At 69.2% G+C, this 16,219-nt stretch carries 14 protein-coding genes; 8 read left to right on the top strand and 6 right to left on the bottom strand.

Annotated elements, in window-relative coordinates; translation table 11 throughout:
* The first annotated feature begins 2 nt into the window (after positions 1-2).
* Together ACG00X_RS08565 and acpS are read left to right on the top strand one after the other, a co-directional pair.
* On the top strand, positions 3-497 hold the full coding sequence (locus ACG00X_RS08565; RefSeq protein ID WP_394487681.1) for a GNAT family N-acetyltransferase: 495 nt from the start codon (positions 3-5) through the stop codon (positions 495-497).
* Positions 494-889 carry a holo-ACP synthase gene (gene acpS / locus ACG00X_RS08560; protein ID WP_394487679.1) on the top strand — a complete coding sequence of 132 codons (396 nt, stop codon included), beginning with the start codon at positions 494-496 and terminating at the stop codon, positions 887-889. Before ACG00X_RS08565 ends, acpS begins: the two co-directional genes overlap by 4 nt.
* Before the next feature lie 18 nt (positions 890-907).
* Here acpS and ACG00X_RS08555 read toward each other — a convergent pair whose 3' ends face one another.
* The 4 genes from ACG00X_RS08555 to ACG00X_RS08540 form a co-directional block, all read right to left on the bottom strand.
* The gene (locus ACG00X_RS08555; protein WP_394487677.1) at positions 908-2,605 is read right to left on the bottom strand and encodes a COG3904 family protein; all 1,698 of its coding nucleotides are present in this window, start codon (positions 2,603-2,605) and stop codon (positions 908-910) included.
* A gap of 201 nt (positions 2,606-2,806) precedes the next feature.
* Positions 2,807-3,217 (bottom strand): hypothetical protein, encoded by a 411-nt coding sequence (locus tag ACG00X_RS08550; RefSeq protein ID WP_394487675.1) that lies wholly within the window; start codon positions 3,215-3,217, stop codon positions 2,807-2,809.
* A 248-nt stretch (positions 3,218-3,465) separates the two neighbouring features.
* Positions 3,466-5,007, bottom strand: a complete 1,542-nt coding sequence (locus ACG00X_RS08545; protein ID WP_394487673.1) for a POT-type proton-dependent oligopeptide transporter — start codon at positions 5,005-5,007, stop codon at positions 3,466-3,468.
* An 89-nt stretch (positions 5,008-5,096) separates the two neighbouring features.
* Entirely contained in the window at positions 5,097-8,012 is a 2,916-nt protein-coding gene (locus ACG00X_RS08540) for an Rne/Rng family ribonuclease (protein ID WP_394487671.1), read from the bottom strand.
* Positions 8,013-8,690: 678 nt separating this feature from the next.
* Between ACG00X_RS08540 and ACG00X_RS08535 the strand changes: the two genes are divergently transcribed.
* From ACG00X_RS08535 to ACG00X_RS08515, 5 genes are read left to right on the top strand one after another with little or no spacing between them, the layout of a single operon-like run.
* The gene (locus tag ACG00X_RS08535; protein WP_394487670.1) at positions 8,691-9,635 is read left to right on the top strand and encodes an RluA family pseudouridine synthase; all 945 of its coding nucleotides are present in this window, start codon (positions 8,691-8,693) and stop codon (positions 9,633-9,635) included.
* Positions 9,636-9,683: 48 nt separating this feature from the next.
* On the top strand, positions 9,684-10,910 hold the full coding sequence (locus ACG00X_RS08530; RefSeq protein WP_394487668.1) for an amidohydrolase family protein: 1,227 nt from the start codon (positions 9,684-9,686) through the stop codon (positions 10,908-10,910).
* 43 nt (positions 10,911-10,953) lie between these two features.
* Positions 10,954-11,619, top strand: coding sequence for an HAD family hydrolase (locus ACG00X_RS08525; RefSeq protein WP_394487666.1), 666 nt, complete (start codon positions 10,954-10,956; stop codon positions 11,617-11,619).
* On the top strand, positions 11,612-11,998 hold the full coding sequence (locus ACG00X_RS08520; RefSeq protein ID WP_394487664.1) for a Rieske (2Fe-2S) protein: 387 nt from the start codon (positions 11,612-11,614) through the stop codon (positions 11,996-11,998). The genes ACG00X_RS08525 and ACG00X_RS08520 overlap by 8 nt, the downstream gene beginning before the upstream one ends.
* Position 11,999: 1 nt before the next feature.
* Positions 12,000-13,010 carry a S49 family peptidase gene (locus ACG00X_RS08515; protein ID WP_394487662.1) on the top strand — a complete coding sequence of 337 codons (1,011 nt, stop codon included), beginning with the start codon at positions 12,000-12,002 and terminating at the stop codon, positions 13,008-13,010.
* 4 nt (positions 13,011-13,014) lie between these two features.
* Here ACG00X_RS08515 and ACG00X_RS08510 read toward each other — a convergent pair whose 3' ends face one another.
* Together ACG00X_RS08510 and ACG00X_RS08505 are read right to left on the bottom strand one after the other, a co-directional pair.
* Entirely contained in the window at positions 13,015-13,926 is a 912-nt protein-coding gene (locus ACG00X_RS08510) for a choice-of-anchor A family protein (RefSeq protein WP_394487660.1), read from the bottom strand.
* 155 nt (positions 13,927-14,081) lie between these two features.
* Positions 14,082-14,345 (bottom strand): hypothetical protein, encoded by a 264-nt coding sequence (locus ACG00X_RS08505; protein ID WP_394487659.1) that lies wholly within the window; start codon positions 14,343-14,345, stop codon positions 14,082-14,084.
* A gap of 133 nt (positions 14,346-14,478) precedes the next feature.
* Here ACG00X_RS08505 and ACG00X_RS08500 point away from each other — a divergent pair, with 133 nt between their 5' ends.
* A complete protein-coding gene (locus tag ACG00X_RS08500) occupies positions 14,479-16,092 on the top strand; it encodes a gamma-glutamyltransferase family protein (protein WP_394487657.1) in 1,614 nt (537 codons plus the stop codon).
* Positions 16,093-16,219: the final 127 nt, after the last annotated feature.

The following is a 16,219-nucleotide window of genomic DNA, read 5'->3' as shown; positions in this document are numbered from 1 at the left end:
CGTTGCGGCGCGCCCGGGCGGCCGATGCGGACCTGCTCGCGTCGCTGGCGCAGTGGGTGTGGCTGGACAGTTATGCGCCCGAGGGCGTCGACCGCAGGGCGTTGCCGTATTTGGCGGCCTCGTTCACGCCAGCCGTCTTCGAGCAACGGGTGACCGATCCGGCGTGTGCGCTGTGGGTGCTGGAGAACGGCGCCGGCGTGTTGTCGGGGTTCGCGCAATTGCGCTGCGGCGTGCTCGCGCCGGTGCCGGGCGCGCAGCCCGACATCGAACTTGAGCGCCTGTACGTCGCGCCGCCCTGCACGGGCCGGGGCCTGGGGCGGGAACTGCTGGCGGCGGCGCGCAACACGTGGGCGGGCCGGCCGATCTGGCTGTCGGTCTGGGTGGGCAATGCTGGCGCCCAGCGCTTTTATCAACGCGAAGGAGCGACGGTCATCGGCCGCACGCAATTCATCCTGGATGGCGAAGCCATCGACAACCTGGTCTTTGCCTTTCCATGATCTACGGCATCGGTACCGACATCTGTGACATCCGCCGGATCGAGGCCACGCTGGCGCGTCGCGGTGAGCGCTTCGCCGAGAAGGTGTTGGGGCCCGACGAACTGCGCGTCTTCCGCGCCCGTCGGGCGCGCTCCGAGACCCGTGGCGTGCGCTACCTCGCGACGCGCTTTTCGGCCAAAGAGGCGTTCAGCAAGGCCGTCGGGCTGGGCCTGCACCTGCCGATGCGGCTGCCGGATTGCCAGATCCTCAACGAGGCCAGTGGCAAGCCGGTGCTGCAGCTCTCCGGCCCGCTGGCGGACTGGTTCGCCGAGCGGGCCCTGAGCGGGCTGGTGACGCTCAGCGATGAGAGCGACTACGCGGTCAGCTTCGTGGTCGTCGAGCGCGGCGCCTAAGCTTTCGGTGCCCGACCGTCAACGGGTGGCGAACATCAGTTTCTCGACGAGCTCACGGCGGGCCGGGGCTTGGCTGGGCAGACGGTCCAGCATGGCGATGACGGGCTCGCAGGGGGCGCCCACGGCGGACGTCTCTGCCGTCTCGGCGGTAGCGCTCCACAGCTGCGCGAGCATGCCTTGGGCGCTCGTGCCCACGGTGCGTTCCAGCACTTCCATTTCCAGCGCCGAGGGCGGTTTGCCCGCCACGCCGCGCGCCGGTGCGCTGCCTGCAGCCTCCAGCAGCCACTGCGTTTCGCGGGCCAGCAAGTCCTCCGGGAGCTGCTGGCGCGCGGCCAGGCGGCCATCGAGCAGGTCCCGGCAGGCCGGGCGCGTGCCGGGTGCGGGGGGCGTTCGCAGCGACTTCAGCTGGTCGCCGACCAATTGAACATAGCGTCGCCGCAGCGCGGGCTCGGCGGCGTTGATGATCGTCGGCATCTGGGCGGCCAGCGGCAGCAGCGCCGTGGCCTGCACGTCGTCGTCGCTGGCGCCGGCCTGGCGCGCGGTGAGCATGCCCTGGGCCACGGTGGCGATGGTGCCGCTCTGTCGCTGCTCTAGCGCCTCCCACACGGGATGCATGCGCAGCGCGTCGTCGAAGTCCGCCAGCGGCGCGTCGGCGGCGGGCAGGTTGATCGCCATCGTGCGCGGGGCGGCGGCGATGAGCGCATACGACTGCAGCTCTTCACGCGGGGCAAACCAGATGCTGCTCGACGCCGTGCGCAAGGTCTTGTCGATCATGGGTTGGGGCAGGCCCAGCTCGCGGTAGATGCTGGCCAGATGCTGATTGGCCAGCTCCTCGAAGACGGGGTTGTAGGTGCCGGTGGACGCGCGGTGAAAGCCCAGCTGGGCTTGTGGCGCGAGCTGGCGCGGGCTGCCGGCCAGGAAGACCAGCGTGCAGGCGCTGGCACAGGTGCCCACGGCGCGCGCCTCGTGCCGGTGCTCCTTCATGGCGGCGGCCATGCGCTCGGCTTCGCGCACCCGGCCACCCGGCGAGGCCAGGTCCACGCGCTTGAGGCCCCGTGCCGCCTCGCTGGCCAGCAAGGTCTTCAGGCGCTGACCATCGCCCATGCCGATGACGCCGTCCAGCCGCAGGCTGCGGCCGTCAGCGGAGAAGGTGAAGGTCGCCTGGCCGATCGGGTCGATGCCCCGGGCCATCTTCCAGTACCCGCCCACCTGGGGCAGCAAGCCGAACAGCACCGACACCGCGAGCTGCAGCGTGCTGAGCGCCAACGTGACGCGCGCGAGCCAGCCCCACAGGGCGGAGCCGCCTTCGCGCAGGTAGTGGGCGGCGGAGCGCCACGCGCCGACGATGCACCAGACATCCAGCATCAGCAGCAAGGGGCAGCCGATCAGGATGACGATGGAGAGCACCTGCAGCGAGTCTCCCTTGGCGCTGATCCAGCCCATCAGCCCGGTCAGTGCGAAGGCCAGCGGCGCCGCGACGACAAAGCTGTTGACCCAGTAGCTGCGCACCAGGCTGTGCTCGCCGCGCCAGTGCGCCTTGAAATAGCCCGTCTTTCTGACCCTCGCCGGCTGCCTTGGCCGCTGCGGCGTGCGACGCGGCTGGTGTGAGGCCTGCTCCCAGCGCGCAGGCTCGGCGGGCGCGGACGGGGGCGCGGGTGCGTGGTGGTCGACCTGCGTGGGGTCGAGGTAGGGGCGGGGCGGTCGGGCGTCGTTCATCGTGGGGCCGGAAAGAACAGCCGCTGGGTCGGCCTGAGCCGGCGGCATATCGGGGCACAGTCGTGGCGTCGAGTGGAAGACCGCGCGGGCAGTTTCCACTGCGCGGCGATGTGGGCAGCGGGCGGTGCGCTCGCCGGTGCCCTGACGGCGCCGCCATCGCGGTGCTCCGTCGAGAAGATCATGCCCTGGCGACCTGCGAGATCAGAGGCCGGCGATCCACCAGCGGCCACGCGACCTCTCGAGCCTCACGTAGTGAAGAGAGTCCTTGCCATTGCGGGCCAACACGGTGGCCAGTTGCGCGCGCGTTGCATCGACTTCGAGCACATCGAAGTCCTTCTGCATGGACTTCACTTTTGACAATGCAGCGAACGCAGAAGGCGCGCCGTATTCCGATCGGAGCTGAGGCGCCAGGTAGTTGAGGGCAGCACGGTCGTTGTTCGCCGCCTTGTCGAGGAAGCCCTGCCAGGTCGACTCCACCTCCGCCAGCAGCGCATCTTCGGAGCGTGTGATGGCCTTCTGCGGACTGCCGTGTGCAGCGGCGGGCGTTGCGATGCCCGAGGCCGCCAGGAGGTAGGCGGCCAGTGCAGCGATCTTCTTGACGGTGGCGAGCATGATTCCCTGGCGTCGCTGCGCTAGCTCTTCAGTTGCGCAGACAGTTGTTGTCTCCGCAGCATCATCGGCGTTTCTGCCGGGAGGAGCCGAGCGACGCGGTGTAACTATTTCCGCATCGCTCGCAGTCGATAAGTTAGGGAATTTGTGGTCGGTGTCGTGCTGCGGCGCTGGCGCCGAGCTGGGCGATGGGTGCCCGGCGCGCGTGAGCCGGCGCCGCTGAGGTCACTGCTGCGGGCCGGGCGGGGCGGTCAGGCGCGGTAGTTGTCCTGCATCGGGTAGCGCCTGGCGACCAGCGCGAACAGCAGCGCCGCCACCAGCGCGAAGCCGGCGAAGAAAAACATCAGGCACGCCGTCTCGCTGTAGCCGGTGCTGTGGATGACCGCCATCGCGCCCGGGCTCTTGACGCTGACGTTGGACAGCAGCACCCACAGGTTGCCCACGGTCACCGACAAGTGCCACAGGCTCATGATGGTGCCCTTCATCGACTGCGGCGCCTGGCTGTACGCGAACTCCAGGCCCGTGGCGGACACCAGCACCTCGCCCAGCGTCAACAGCGCGTAGGGCAGCATCTGCCAGACGATGCTGACCGTCTCGCCACCGTCCAGCCACAGCTGCAGCGTACCGGCGACGATCCAGGCGAGGCCCGACATGGCAATGCCGGCGCCCATGCGACGCAGCGCGGTGACGCGCACACCGGCCTTCGTGATCAGCGGGTAGAGCACCAGGTTGTTGAACGGGATGAGGATGAGCACCAGCGCCGGGTTCAGCGCCTGCATCATGGACGACTGGAACCAGTCGGGCTTGGCCATCTGGTCGGCCTGCAGCACCCAGGTCGAGGCCTTTTGATCGAACAGCGACCAGAACGGCGTGACGAGTGCGAACAGCACCAGCACGCGCAGCACGGCGCGGGCGCCATCGACGGCATCGTCGGGGTGGGCGCCCCGCGCACGCTCCAGTTGCAGCCACGCGCCGACGCCGCCGAACCCCATGACCAGCACCATCGCCAGGCAGACGGCGGCAACGAAGCCCAGGTCGCCCATGCGGCTCAGGCTGTAGGCCGCGGCCAGCATGCCCACGGCTGCGACACCCAGGCCCAGGTTGCCGGCCTTCAGTGCCGTCCACACCACCTTCAGGAAGTTGTGCGGGTTGGCGCCCCGCGCCGGCTGGTGAACGTACTTCTTGCGGCCGCTCCAGAAGATCAGCGTGGCCAGCGCCATCAGCACGCCCGGCAGGCCGAAGGCGACGCTGGCGCCCCAGTGCTTGAGCACGACCGGCATCAGCAGCGAAGCGAAGAAGGAGCCGAAGTTGATGATCCAGTAGAAGGCGTCATAGACCTTCTGCGCCATCGACCTGTTGCTCTTGTCGAACTGGTCGCCCACGAACGCGCTGACCAGCGGCTTGATGCCACCCGAGCCCAGCGAGATCAGGAACAGGCCGACATAGAAGCCGCGGATGCTGTGCTCGAAGATGGCCAGGCAGGCATGGCCCACGCAGTAGACGAGGCTCAGCCAGAAGATGGTGTTGTACTTGCCGAAGAAGCGATCGGACAGCCAGCCACCCAGCAGCGGGAAGAAGTACACGCCGATGACGAAGGTGTGGAACACCTCCTTGGCCTCGGCCTTGCGCAGCGGCTCCGGAATGGCCAGCAGCAGGCTGGTCATCAGGAACACCGTCAGGATGTTGCGCATGCCGTAGAAGCTGAAGCGCTCGCATCCTTCGTTGCCGATGATGTAGGGAATCTGCGGCGGCATCTTGGCCGCGGCTGCAGCGGTGGCGGGGGGCGTCGTCATGAGGGCCTCGGGGTTGGGCTCGGGATGTGAGAACGCCGCCCGGCTTGTGGCCGAGCGGCGTTGCTTGGGGTGGGATCAGGCCGGGAAGATCAGGCTTCGAACGGCAGCTTGACCTGGCTCAGGTCCTTGCGCGTTTCGACGAGCACCAGCGGGCCTTCGTCGACGACAACGACCGGTGCCGGCTCGCGCCCCAGCGGCGCGGGGGCAGGCTCGGCGGCGATGGCGGCCTGTGCGGCGGCGATCTTGTCGGCGTCGGAGTTGACCCACTGCAGGCCCGCGCCTTCGGCGATGGCGTGCAGTTCACCCAGCGGCAGCTCGAAAGCCTGGGCGACCGGCGCAGGTGCCGGCGCCTGTGCAGGCGCTGGCGGCGGCGGGGCCACCACGTCCACGACAGGGGCTGGCGCCGGCGCCGCGCTGCTCATCGCGTCCTCGATCAGCGAGCCTTGCTGAGGCGCGGTGACCGCGGCCTCGTCGGCTGCGGTGGCCTCCTGGCCCTCGACGGCGCCTTCCTCGCGGCGGTTGCGGTTGCGGTTGCGGCCACCGCGGCGGCGGCTCTCGCGAGCCTGGCCTTCGCCGGCGTCGTCACCCTCGGCAACCGGGGCGGCTTCGGCAGGCGCGGCGTCGGGGGCGTCTGCCGTGAGGGCAGGCGCTTCGGCGCTGTCTTCCGTCGCGGTCGACTCGCCCGTCGTCACGCCGTCTTCGGCGCGGTCGCGGCCACCACGGCGGCGGCGGCGGCCACGGCCTTGGCGCTCCTCGCCGGCCGGTGTGTCACCGGTCGGGGGCAGGCCGGCCTCGGCCTGGCTGTCGACGAAAGCGGGCGGTGCGTCATGAACCGCAGCCTGTTCGGCCGTCAGCGGCAGGGCGGTCTCGACGGGCGCCTTGTCCTGGCGCTCGCCACGTGGGCGGCGCTCACCACGGTCGCCGCCGCGCTCACCACGTTCCGGACGCTCGCCGCGCTCGGCGCGTTCGGCCCGCTCGGGGCGTTGCTGCTGTTCGGGTTTGTCGCCGGTCTCGTTGCGGGGCTTGCGGTCACCGCGTTCCGGGCGTTCGCTGCGTTCGGCACGCTCGCCGCGGGCTTCCTGCGGCTTGCCGTCGCGGCGGCCGCCTTGCGAGTTGCGTTGTTCGCCGCGCTCACCGCGTTCGTTGCGCTCACCACGGCGGCCATCGCGGCCGCGGCCGTCACGGCCGCCTTCGCGCTTGGGCTTGTCGGTCGCCGCAGCGGCCGGGGCGGGGGCCTCGACGGCCGCCACCGGGGCCGGCGCGGGGGCGCCACCGCTCAGGAAGCTGAACAGGCGGCTGAAGAAGCCCTTGGGCGCGGGCGCGGCCACTTCAGGGGCCGGTGCCGGTGCAGGCGGCGGCGGGGCGACGACCGGCGCGGGCGCTGCCTTGATGGGGGCCGGCTGCTCGGGCAGGATGCCCTTGATGACCGGCTCCTGCTTGTTCTTCTTTTCGATGTCGCCGCGGCGCGTGATGCCCACCTCGTCGGTCGGCTCGTCGATCATCGTGTAGCTGGCCTGCAGGTTCTCCAGGCGCGGGTCGTCGTGGCGCAGGCGCTCCAGCTTGTAGTTGGGCGTCTCGAGGTGCTTGTTGGGCACCAGCAGCACGGTCACGCGCTGCTTGAGTTCGATCTTGGTGATCTCGGTGCGCTTCTCGTTGAGCAGGAAGGAGGTCACTTCCACCGGCACCTGCACGTGCACGGCGGCGGTGTTGTCCTTCATGGCCTCTTCCTGGACCATGCGCAGGATCTGCAGCGCCGAGCTCTCGGTGTCGCGGATGTGGCCGGTGCCGTTGCAGCGCGGGCAGGTGATGTGATTGCCTTCGCTGAGCGCCGGGCGCAGGCGCTGGCGGCTCATTTCCAGCAGGCCGAACTTGCTGATGGAGGCGAACTGCACGCGGGCGCGGTCGCTGCGCAGTGCATCGCGCAGGCGCTGTTCCACGTCGCGGCGGTTCTTGGACTCCTCCATGTCGATGAAGTCCACGACGATCAGGCCGCCGAGGTCGCGCAGGCGCATCTGGCGGGCGATCTCGTCGGCCGCTTCGAGGTTGGTGCGGGTGGCCGTTTCCTCGATGTCGCCGCCACGGGTGGCGCGCGCCGAGTTGACGTCCACCGACACCAGCGCTTCGGTGTGGTCGATGACGATGGCGCCGCCGGACGGCAGGTTCACCGTGCGGCTGTGGGCCGTCTCGATCTGGTGCTCGATCTGGAAGCGGCTGAACAGCGGCGCGTCGTCACGGTAGCGCTTCACGCGATGGCCCTGGTCGGGCATCACGTGGTTCATGAACTGGTGGGCCTGCTCGAACAGGTCGTCCGTGTCGATCAGGATCTCGCCGATGTCGGCGGTGAAGTAGTCGCGGATCGCGCGGATCACCAGGCTGGATTCCTGATAGATCAGGTAGGCGCCCTTGCCGCCCTTGGCCGCCTCATCGATGGCGGTCCACAGCTTGAGCATGTAGTTCAGGTCCCACTGCAGTTCTGCAGCAGAACGGCCGATGCCGGCGGTGCGGGCGATCAGGCTCATGCCCTTGGGGTACTCGAGCTGGTCGAGGTTTTCCTTCAGCTCTTCGCGGTCCTCGCCCTCGATGCGGCGGCTCACGCCACCGCCGCGCGGGTTGTTGGGCATCAGCACGAGGTAGCGGCCGGCGAGGCTCACGAACGTCGTCAGCGCCGCGCCCTTGTTGCCGCGCTCTTCCTTCTCGACCTGGACCAGCAGTTCCTGGCCTTCCTTGATCGCGTCCTTGATGGTCGCGTTCTTGACGTCGCAGCCTTCGCGGAAGAACTGGCGCGAGATTTCCTTGAACGGCAGGAAGCCGTGGCGGTCCTCGCCGTAGTCGACGAAGCAGGCTTCGAGCGAGGGCTCGACCCGTGTCACGACGGCCTTGTAGATGTTGCCCTTGCGCTGCTCGCGGCCTTCGATTTCGGTTTCGAAGTCCAGCAGCTTCTGGCCATCAACGATGGCGAGGCGCCGCTCTTCCGGCTGCGTCGCGTTGATCAGCATGCGTTTCATGTCATCTCCTCACGCGCCGGGCGACCCGAAGTCGCCGCGGACGCGCACGTCCATCACGCCACCAAGCTCAACACTTGGCGGCTTCCAGATGCACGGGCGATGACGGAGAACCGAGGAAGGAATCGCCCTGGACCGATGGCGTGGCCGACCGGGTAGGTCAGCGTGCCGCCGGCGTTGGCGCGTGCGCCGCCGCAGTGGCGGTGCGAGCCGAGCTGCCGGCTCCCGCGCGCACCCGCCCGGCCGAGGGCCGGGGCAGGGCGGCCACTCCGGCATCGAGCCGGGGCCGCAGGGGTGCGTTGGGGGGGAGGGGCATGCTCATCGCACGTGAACTGCTGGACGCTGGTGACAGCTTGCTCGACCTGGGCCGAAGCGCGCTATCGCCATGGAAACCTTGTTTGTCTGCGGGGGCCTGGTGCCTTGACACGATCAAAGGCAGCGGGTCTCGCGGGTTCTTGTCATCGCTCTGCCGCGTCGGGCGGCGGGCCGTTCTCTCACTCGGGGAGGGAACCTGCCGGCCATCTTTCGCGTTGCATCGCCTGTCGGCCGCCGGGCATTTGCGCCGTCGGCCCCACATCGCCGCCGCTAAAATCAAAAAAATCAAACACTTACGACAGCAACGTGGTGAAAAGGATTATAGGGGCAGGCCCTGAGGCCCCCGCCACGGGCGTGACTGCGGTCATGGGTCCGGACAAACCCGCAGTCCGGCGCGTCGTCGTGGACGAGGGATCGGCCGGCCAGCGGCTGGACAACTTCCTGCTTCGCGAGCTCAAAGGCGTGCCCAAGACCCATGTCTACCGGGTCATCCGCGCCGGCGAAGTGCGGGTCAACAAGGGCCGGGCGCAGGCCGACACGCGCCTGGAGCTCGGCGACGAGGTGCGCATCCCGCCGGTGCGGGTGCCGGAGAAGGCCGCCGCGCCGGCCGCGCCGGCCCGTGAATTTCCCGTCGTGTTCGAGGACGACCACCTGCTCGTTATCGACAAGCCCGCTGGCGTCGCGGTGCATGGCGGCTCGGGCGTCAGCTATGGCGTCATCGAGGCGCTGCGCCGCGCGCGGCCGACGGCCAAGTTCCTGGAGCTCGTCCACCGGCTCGACAAGGAGACATCGGGCCTCCTGATGATCGCCAAGAAGCGCAGCGCGCTCGTCAACCTGCAGGACCAGCTGCGCGACCGCGAGACGGGCAAGACCTACGCAGCCCTGGTCTGGGGCGACTGGCCGGCCAAGCTCAAGGTCATCGACGTGCCGCTGGTGAAGTTCGTCGGCAGCGACGGCGAGCGCTGGGTGCGGCCGGGCAAGGAGGGCGAGGAGGACGCCAAGCGGTCGATCAGCCTGGTGAAGGTGGTTCAACGGGCGAGGGACTTCAGCCTGCTGGACGTGACCATCAAGACGGGCCGCACGCACCAGATTCGCGTGCACCTGCAGCAGGCCGGGCACCCCATCGTCGGCGACCCGAAGTACGGCGACTTCGAGAAAAACCGCGAACTGGCGCGCGGCGCGGCGAAGTTCGACCGCATGTTCCTGCATGCGCGGCGGCTGTCGTTCCAGCATCCGGCGACGGGGGAGACGGTGACGTGCGAGGCGCCGTTGCCGGCAGAGTGCGCCCTGGTGTTGGACCGTCAGGCCTGAGTGCGTCGCGCTATGCTGAGGGCCATGTCTTGCCGGGTTCCTGCATTGATGCTGAGCCTGCTGGTCTGCGCGTCGGTGGCGCATGCGGCCGAGGCCGGCCTGGCGGCGTTGCGCGGCATGCGGGTCTATGTGTCGCCCGATGCGGCGCCGGTCGACGATGGTGTGGTGTTGATCGGGGGCGGCCGCATCGTGGCTGTCGGCACGAGTGCTGCGTATCCGGCAGGCGTGCCGTCGCTGAATCCGGCCTGCGATGGCGGCGTTGTGGTGGCTGGTTTCCAGAACAGCCACGTCCACCTCAATGGCGGCGCGTTCGCGGGTGCCAGGGAGGCGCCGGCCGGCCGGCTGGAGGCCGGGCTGACCTCGCTGTTGACGCGTTACGGATTCACGACGGCCTTCGACATCGCCTCCGACCGCGACAACACGCTGGCCCTGCGTGCGCGGGTCGAACGTGGCGACCTGCAAGGGCCGCGCCTGCTCACGGCGGGCATGCCGCTGTTTCCGCCGCAGGGGCTGCCCTTCTATCTGGAGCACTTCACGCCTGACTTGCTCGCCAGGCTGCCTCAGCCGGCCTCGGTGCCGGCTGCGCTCGAGACGGTGCGGTCGAACCTCGACGCGGGTGCCGAAGCGACCAAGCTGTTTCTTGTCACGCCGCAGCGCAATCAGCCGCCCAAACGCATGCCGGCAGACATCGCCAGGGCGGCGGCAGATGAGACCCATCGCCGTGGGCGGCTGGTCTTTGCGCATCCGACCGACCTGGATGGGCTGCGTGCCGCTTTGGCGGCCGGCGTGGACATCCTGGCCCATCCTCCGTTGGGCGTGCCCGGCCCCTGGCCTGACGGGCTGATGGAGTCACTGCGCGCCGCCGGCGTCTGGATGGTGCCGACGCTCAAGCTGCTCGACTACGAGCTCGCGAAGGACAAGGTGCCGCCCGAACAGGCCGATCGCATCCTGCGAGACAGCGTGCGCGAGTTCGGCCGCTTCGTCGCGGCCGGCGGCAAGGTCTTGTTCGGCACCGACGTCGACTATGTGGAAGACAGCGATCCCACCGATGAATATCGATTGCTGGCCCAGGCGGGCATGCAGCCGATGCAGATCCTCGCCGCGCTGACGACCGCGCCCGCCGAGCGCTGGCAGGAATCGCGCCGGCGCGGCCGGGTGCTCCCCGGGATGGATGCGGACCTGGTGGTCCTGCAAGACGATCCCGCACGCGCGGCGACGAACTTCGCACGGGTGAAGTGCACGGTTCGCGGCGGGCGGGTTCTCTACAGCCGTTGACCGGCGTCGCGGCTGCGGCTGCCGCGCAACGACAATCCCCCCCATGACCACCCGCCCCCAACGCTTCGACCTCATCGCCTTCGACTGGGACGGCACGCTGTTCGACTCCACCGCGCTGATCGCCCGCTGCATCCAGCGCGCCGCTGTGGACATCGGCCTGCCGGAGCCCGAGTTCTCGAAAGCCAAATTCGTCATCGGCCTCGGGCTGCGTGACGCGCTGGAGCATGTAGTGCCGGGCCTGGCGCCCGAGCGCTACAGCGAGCTGGGCCTGCGCTACCGCCATCACTACCTGGCCGCCGAGCACGAGGTGTCGCTGTTCGATGGCAGCCTGGCCATGCTGCAGGCGTTGAAGGCACGGCACCACTGGCTGGCCGTGGCCACCGGCAAGAACCGCGTGGGCCTGGACCGTGTGCTGGCGCATGCCGAGCTGACGAAGATGTTCGACGGCACCCGCACGGCCGACGAGACCCGCTCCAAGCCGCACCCGCAGATGCTGCTGGAGTTGATGCGCGAGTTCGGCGTGGAGCCCGAGCGCACGCTGATGATCGGCGACACGACGCACGACCTGCAGCTCGCTGCCAATGCGGGTACGCCTTGTGTGGCGGTCAGCTTCGGCGCGCACGACCACGAGACCTTTGCCGAGTTCGAGCCGTTGTTCGTGGCGCATTCCACGCGCGAATTGCACGACTGGCTGATCGAGCATGCCTGAGCAGGACATCGCGCCGCCGCAGCCCCTGTGCGGGTCGGCGGACCTCGCCGAGCGTGGCCAGGCGGTCAGCTTCGACGTCCTGCAATGGCGCCAGCCGGCCCGCGCGTTCGCGCTGCGCTTCGACGGGCAGCCCGTGGCCTACCTCAACCGCTGCGCGCATGTGCCCGTGGAGATGGACTGGCAGGAAGGCGAGTTCCTCGACGACGGCAAGCGCTTCATCATCTGCAGCATCCACGGCGCCGTCTATCACCCGCTGACCGGCCACTGCGTCATGGGCCCCTGCCCGCGGGGGCGGCTGACCAAGATCGAACTCACTGAACGCGACGGGCAGGTGTACTGGCACCCGACCCGCGACACCCAGCCTGCTTTCCAGGATTGATATGAACAGCGCCCCCGACGAATCCCTGCCTCCTCCCATGCCTGACCCGGTGGACGCGCCGCAGCCGCAGCAACCCGCCGCGTCGCTGTCTCATCAGCACGAGACGCTGCTGGCCCAGCTCGCGCGAGACTTCCTGCGTGAGCGGCGGCTGGAGCGGCGTTGGCGCACGGTGTTTCGGCTCTTCTGGCTGCTGCTGGCAGCGCTGCTGCTGTACGCGATGTGGCAGCAAGGCCGGCATGTGACGCAGACGTCGACGCCGCACACAGCGCTGGTCGAGGTGCGCGGCGAGATCGCGGCGGACACCGAGGCGAGCGCGGAGCTGCTGCTGGCGGCGTTGAAGGATGCGTTCAAGGACGACGGTGCCCAGGCCGTCGTGCTGCGCATCAACTCGCCCGGCGGCAGCCCGGTACAGGCCGGCATCGTCTATGACGAGATCAAGCGGCTGAAGAAGCTCTACGACAAGCCCGTCTATGCCGTCGTCGAGGAGATGTGTGCGTCCGGGGCCTACTACATCGCCGCTGCGGCGGACGAGATCTACGTCGACAAGGCTTCCATCGTCGGCTCCATCGGCGTGCTGATGGACGGCTTCGGCTTCACCGGGCTGATGGACAAGGTCGGCATCGAGCGGCGGCTGCTGACGGCCGGCGAGAACAAGGGCATGCTGGACCCGTTCAGCCCGCTGCATCCCAAGCAGCGCGCCTATGCGCAGGCCATGCTCGACCAGATCCACGAGCAATTCATCGCCGTCGTGCGCGAGGGCCGCGGCAAGCGCCTGCAGGAGACGCCGGAGACGTTCTCCGGGCTGTTCTGGAATGGCGAGCAGGCCGTGCACATGGGCCTGGCGGACCACTACGGCAACCTCGACTACGTGGCGCGTGAGGTCGTGAAGGCCGAGGACGTCATCGACTACACGCCGCGTGACAACGTCGCCGAGCGGCTGGCCAAGCGCTTTGGCGCGGCCGTCGGGGCCGGCGCCGTCAAGGCGATGAAGGAAATGGCGCCGATCCGCTGACGGCTCAGCGGCGCGCCCGGCGGCGGCACGCCAGCCCGGCCGCAGCGAGCGCCAGGCCCGTCAGCGCCAGCGGTGCAGGTTCGGGCAGCGCGCGCTTGTCGGCGCCGGTCGGCACGGGCATGGGCGCGTCGTTGACCTGCACGCTGCTGTTCCAGTCCTTCACGACGACTTGGCCGTTGATCTGGCCCCAGCCGGCGCCGACGCTGGCGTTGGTCGCCAGCAGCGAGGCGTTGATGCCGCCATTCAACGTCACGCGGGTCGCGTCCGGCAGGTTGAACAACACCTGGCCCTTGTTGAAGCCGGTGTAGCCGTGGTTGCCGAAGTCCACCGTCGAACCGTGGATGTTGATGACGATCTGCGCGCCTTCGGCGAGGCCGTCGATCTGCAGGTTTCTCATCGCGTCGGCCGCCAGGATGTCGAACACGGCCAGCGTCTGGCCGCTGGCGTTGAAATGCAGCGTGCCCCATTGGTCGATGGCTCGGCCGGTGTTGAGCAGCGCATCCAGATCGGAGGAGAGCGACGCCAGGCGGCGCTGCTCGCTGGCGAAGGAGAACGCCTGGCCGCCGACGCTGCCGCCGATCACGTTGCCGCTGCTGTTCGCTGCGTACTGGCCGCCGACGACGGCGCCGCCCCAGATCGTGCCGTTCGTGAAGACGAGGTTGCCGGCCACCGTCAGGCCGGTGCCATCGTGCAGTGCCGCGGCACCGGTCTTGGTGTTGATGGAGTAGCCGTTGATCGTTGCGTTGCCACCCACGGCGACGCGGCCTTCCACGTCGCTGCTGGCGACGTTCATGTTGCCGAAGGCGAGCAGGTTGAGGCTGGGGTCCAGGCCGAGGCTGACAGGGGCTGCGTGAGCGGTGGCGGCGGCGGAGAGGAGCGTGGCGGCGAGAGGCGCGAGTCGGCGGGCAAAAAGCATGGCCGGCAGTCTAGGAAAACGGCCGATTTGGCATCACGCCCTGTCGCGGGGGTTGGGAGCCACGTTCGCGAACCATTTCACGCGCCGCATCGACGCCCGATGAAAAAAGGCCGCAGCCGGTGAGGGCTGCGGCCTTGCGCGGAGCGCTGTCGCGCTTACTGCGTCTTGGTTTCGGTCTTGGCTTCGGCGGCCTTGTGCTTGGCGGCTTTGTGCTCGGCCTTGTGCCCTGCCTTGTGGGCCGGCTTGGCGGCGCTGGCGGCTTCGGCAGGAGCGGCGGCGGCGGGCTTCACGGCCGGTGTGGCGGGGGCCGCAGCAGGGGCCGGTGTCGTCGTCGCGGCGGGGGTGGCCGGCTGGGCCATCGCGATGCCCGAGGCAAGCGTGATGAGGGCGGTGGCGATGGTGGTCTTCAGCGTGTTCATCTTGAGTGCTCCAGGGGTTGGTTTCGGTTGTCTTGGGCTTCGCGAAAGCTTGTGTCCTCAACGACATGACTCGCACTTCGGTTGACCTTTCGCACTGGCGTTGCAAAGCCTTACACGCGCAGAATCGCGCGCCATGAACAACGCCTCCCGCTTCGACTGGACCGCTGGCTACCCGAGCCGGCGCAGCCCTTTGTTTGCTCGCAACATCGTCTCCACCTCACATCCGCTGGCGGCCCAGGCCGGCCTGCGTGTGATGCAGGCCGGTGGCAATGCGGTGGACGCCGCCATCGCCACGGCCGCCTGCATGACGCTGGTGGAACCCTGCAGCAATGGCCTCGGGTCCGACGCCTTCTGCATCCTGTGGGACGGCCAGCGCCTGCACGGCCTGAATGCGTCGGGGCCTGCACCGGCCGCTTGGACGCCCGGCTTCTTCGACGGCCCGACGATGCCGCGGCGCGGCTGGGGCTCCGTGACGGTGCCAGGTGCGGTGGGCGGCTGGGTGGCGCTGAGCGAGCGCTTCGGCCGGCTGCCGTTCGCCGACCTGATGCAGCCTGCCATCGAGATTGCCGAGCGGGGCTTTGCGGTGCCGCCCATCGTGCAGGGCAAATGGGCCATGGCGGCGGCGCTGGGCGAGATCACGTCGCAGCCGGGCTTTGCGCGCGCCTTCCTGCCGCATGGCCGTGCGCCGGCGGTGGGCGAACTGTTCCGCTTCGAGGAGGCGGCGCGCAGCCTGCGGCTGATCGCGCAGACGCGCGGCGAAGCCTTCTATCGCGGCGAGATCGCCGCGGCGCTGGCGCGTTTCGCGCGCGAGACCGGCGGCGCGTTGACGGAGGCCGACCTGGCCGCCTATCGCCCCGAGTGGGTCGCGCCGCTGGCCAAGGATTACGCGGGCCACACGCTGCATGAGATCCCGCCCAACGGTCAGGGCATCGCCGCGCAGATGGCGCTGGGCCTGCTCGAGAACTGGGACCTCACCGCGCATGCCATCGACAGCCCCGAGGCGCAGCACCTGATGATCGAGGCGATGAAGCTCGCGTTCGCCGACGTGTACCGACATGTCGCCGAGCCGGCGGCCATGCAGGTCAGCCCGGCGCAACTGCTGGACCCGGCCTACCTGGCCGAGCGAGCGAAGCTCATCGATCCGCGGCGCGCCCAGGTCTTCGGCGCGGGCAACCCGGTCAAGGGCGGCACCATCTATCTCACGGCGGCCGACGAGTCGGGCCTCATGGTCAGCTTCATCCAGAGCAACTACATGGGCTTCGGCTCGGGCCTGGTGCTGCCGGGCTACGGCATCAGCCTGCAAAACCGCGGCCACTGCTTCACGCTGGAGCCCGGGCACCCCAACCAGGTGGCGCCGGGCAAGCGGCCTTTCCACACCATCATCCCGGCGTTCCTGACCAAGGATGGCGCGCCGGTGATGAGCTTTGGCGTGATGGGCGGCAATATGCAGCCGCAAGGCCATATGCAGACGTTGGTGCGCATGCTGGCCTACGGGCAGAACCCGCAGGCCGCCTGCGACGGGCCGCGCTGGCGCTTCAACGAGGGCTTGTCGGTGAACATCGAGCCGCACATGCCGGCGGCCACGATCGAGGCGTTGCGGGCGCGCGGCCACCAGGTGGGCGACATCCACGACAGCTACCAGGACTTCGGTGCCGGCCAGTTCATCTGGCGGCTGGGTGACCCGGCGGTGCAGGGCTATGTGGCGGCCAGCGACCCGCGCCGTGACGGCGCCGCCGTCGGCTGGTGAGTCACGCCTGGATACGTGAGGCGCGGCGGCGCTGCTAGCATGCAGCGATGACCAAGCTGCTCGACCTCGACTGACGGCGCTCGCGGTTCGTCCTGCGCCGTTTTGCGCCGCCTTGGCGCGCCCTTCC

The organism is Pelomonas nitida, from assembly GCF_043555975.1.
Classification (GTDB): domain Bacteria; phylum Pseudomonadota; class Gammaproteobacteria; order Burkholderiales; family Burkholderiaceae_C; genus Pelomonas; species Pelomonas nitida.
Note: the sequence above shows the minus strand (reverse complement) of the source record. Positions and strands in the feature narration are given on the sequence as shown.

Coding starts and splice junctions, on each gene's coding strand:
- acpS (WP_394487679.1), top strand. CDS start 494: ATGATCTACGGCATCGGTACCGACATCTGTGACATCCGCCGGATCGAG.
- ACG00X_RS08555 (WP_394487677.1), bottom strand. CDS start 2,605: ATGAACGACGCCCGACCGCCCCGCCCCTACCTCGACCCCACGCAGGTC.
- ACG00X_RS08550 (WP_394487675.1), bottom strand. CDS start 3,217: ATGCTCGCCACCGTCAAGAAGATCGCTGCACTGGCCGCCTACCTCCTG.
- ACG00X_RS08545 (WP_394487673.1), bottom strand. CDS start 5,007: ATGACGACGCCCCCCGCCACCGCTGCAGCCGCGGCCAAGATGCCGCCG.
- ACG00X_RS08540 (WP_394487671.1), bottom strand. CDS start 8,012: ATGAAACGCATGCTGATCAACGCGACGCAGCCGGAAGAGCGGCGCCTC.
- ACG00X_RS08535 (WP_394487670.1), top strand. CDS start 8,691: ATGGGTCCGGACAAACCCGCAGTCCGGCGCGTCGTCGTGGACGAGGGA.
- ACG00X_RS08530 (WP_394487668.1), top strand. CDS start 9,684: ATGCTGAGCCTGCTGGTCTGCGCGTCGGTGGCGCATGCGGCCGAGGCC.
- ACG00X_RS08525 (WP_394487666.1), top strand. CDS start 10,954: ATGACCACCCGCCCCCAACGCTTCGACCTCATCGCCTTCGACTGGGAC.
- ACG00X_RS08520 (WP_394487664.1), top strand. CDS start 11,612: ATGCCTGAGCAGGACATCGCGCCGCCGCAGCCCCTGTGCGGGTCGGCG.
- ACG00X_RS08515 (WP_394487662.1), top strand. CDS start 12,000: ATGAACAGCGCCCCCGACGAATCCCTGCCTCCTCCCATGCCTGACCCG.
- ACG00X_RS08510 (WP_394487660.1), bottom strand. CDS start 13,926: ATGCTTTTTGCCCGCCGACTCGCGCCTCTCGCCGCCACGCTCCTCTCC.
- ACG00X_RS08505 (WP_394487659.1), bottom strand. CDS start 14,345: ATGAACACGCTGAAGACCACCATCGCCACCGCCCTCATCACGCTTGCC.
- ACG00X_RS08500 (WP_394487657.1), top strand. CDS start 14,479: ATGAACAACGCCTCCCGCTTCGACTGGACCGCTGGCTACCCGAGCCGG.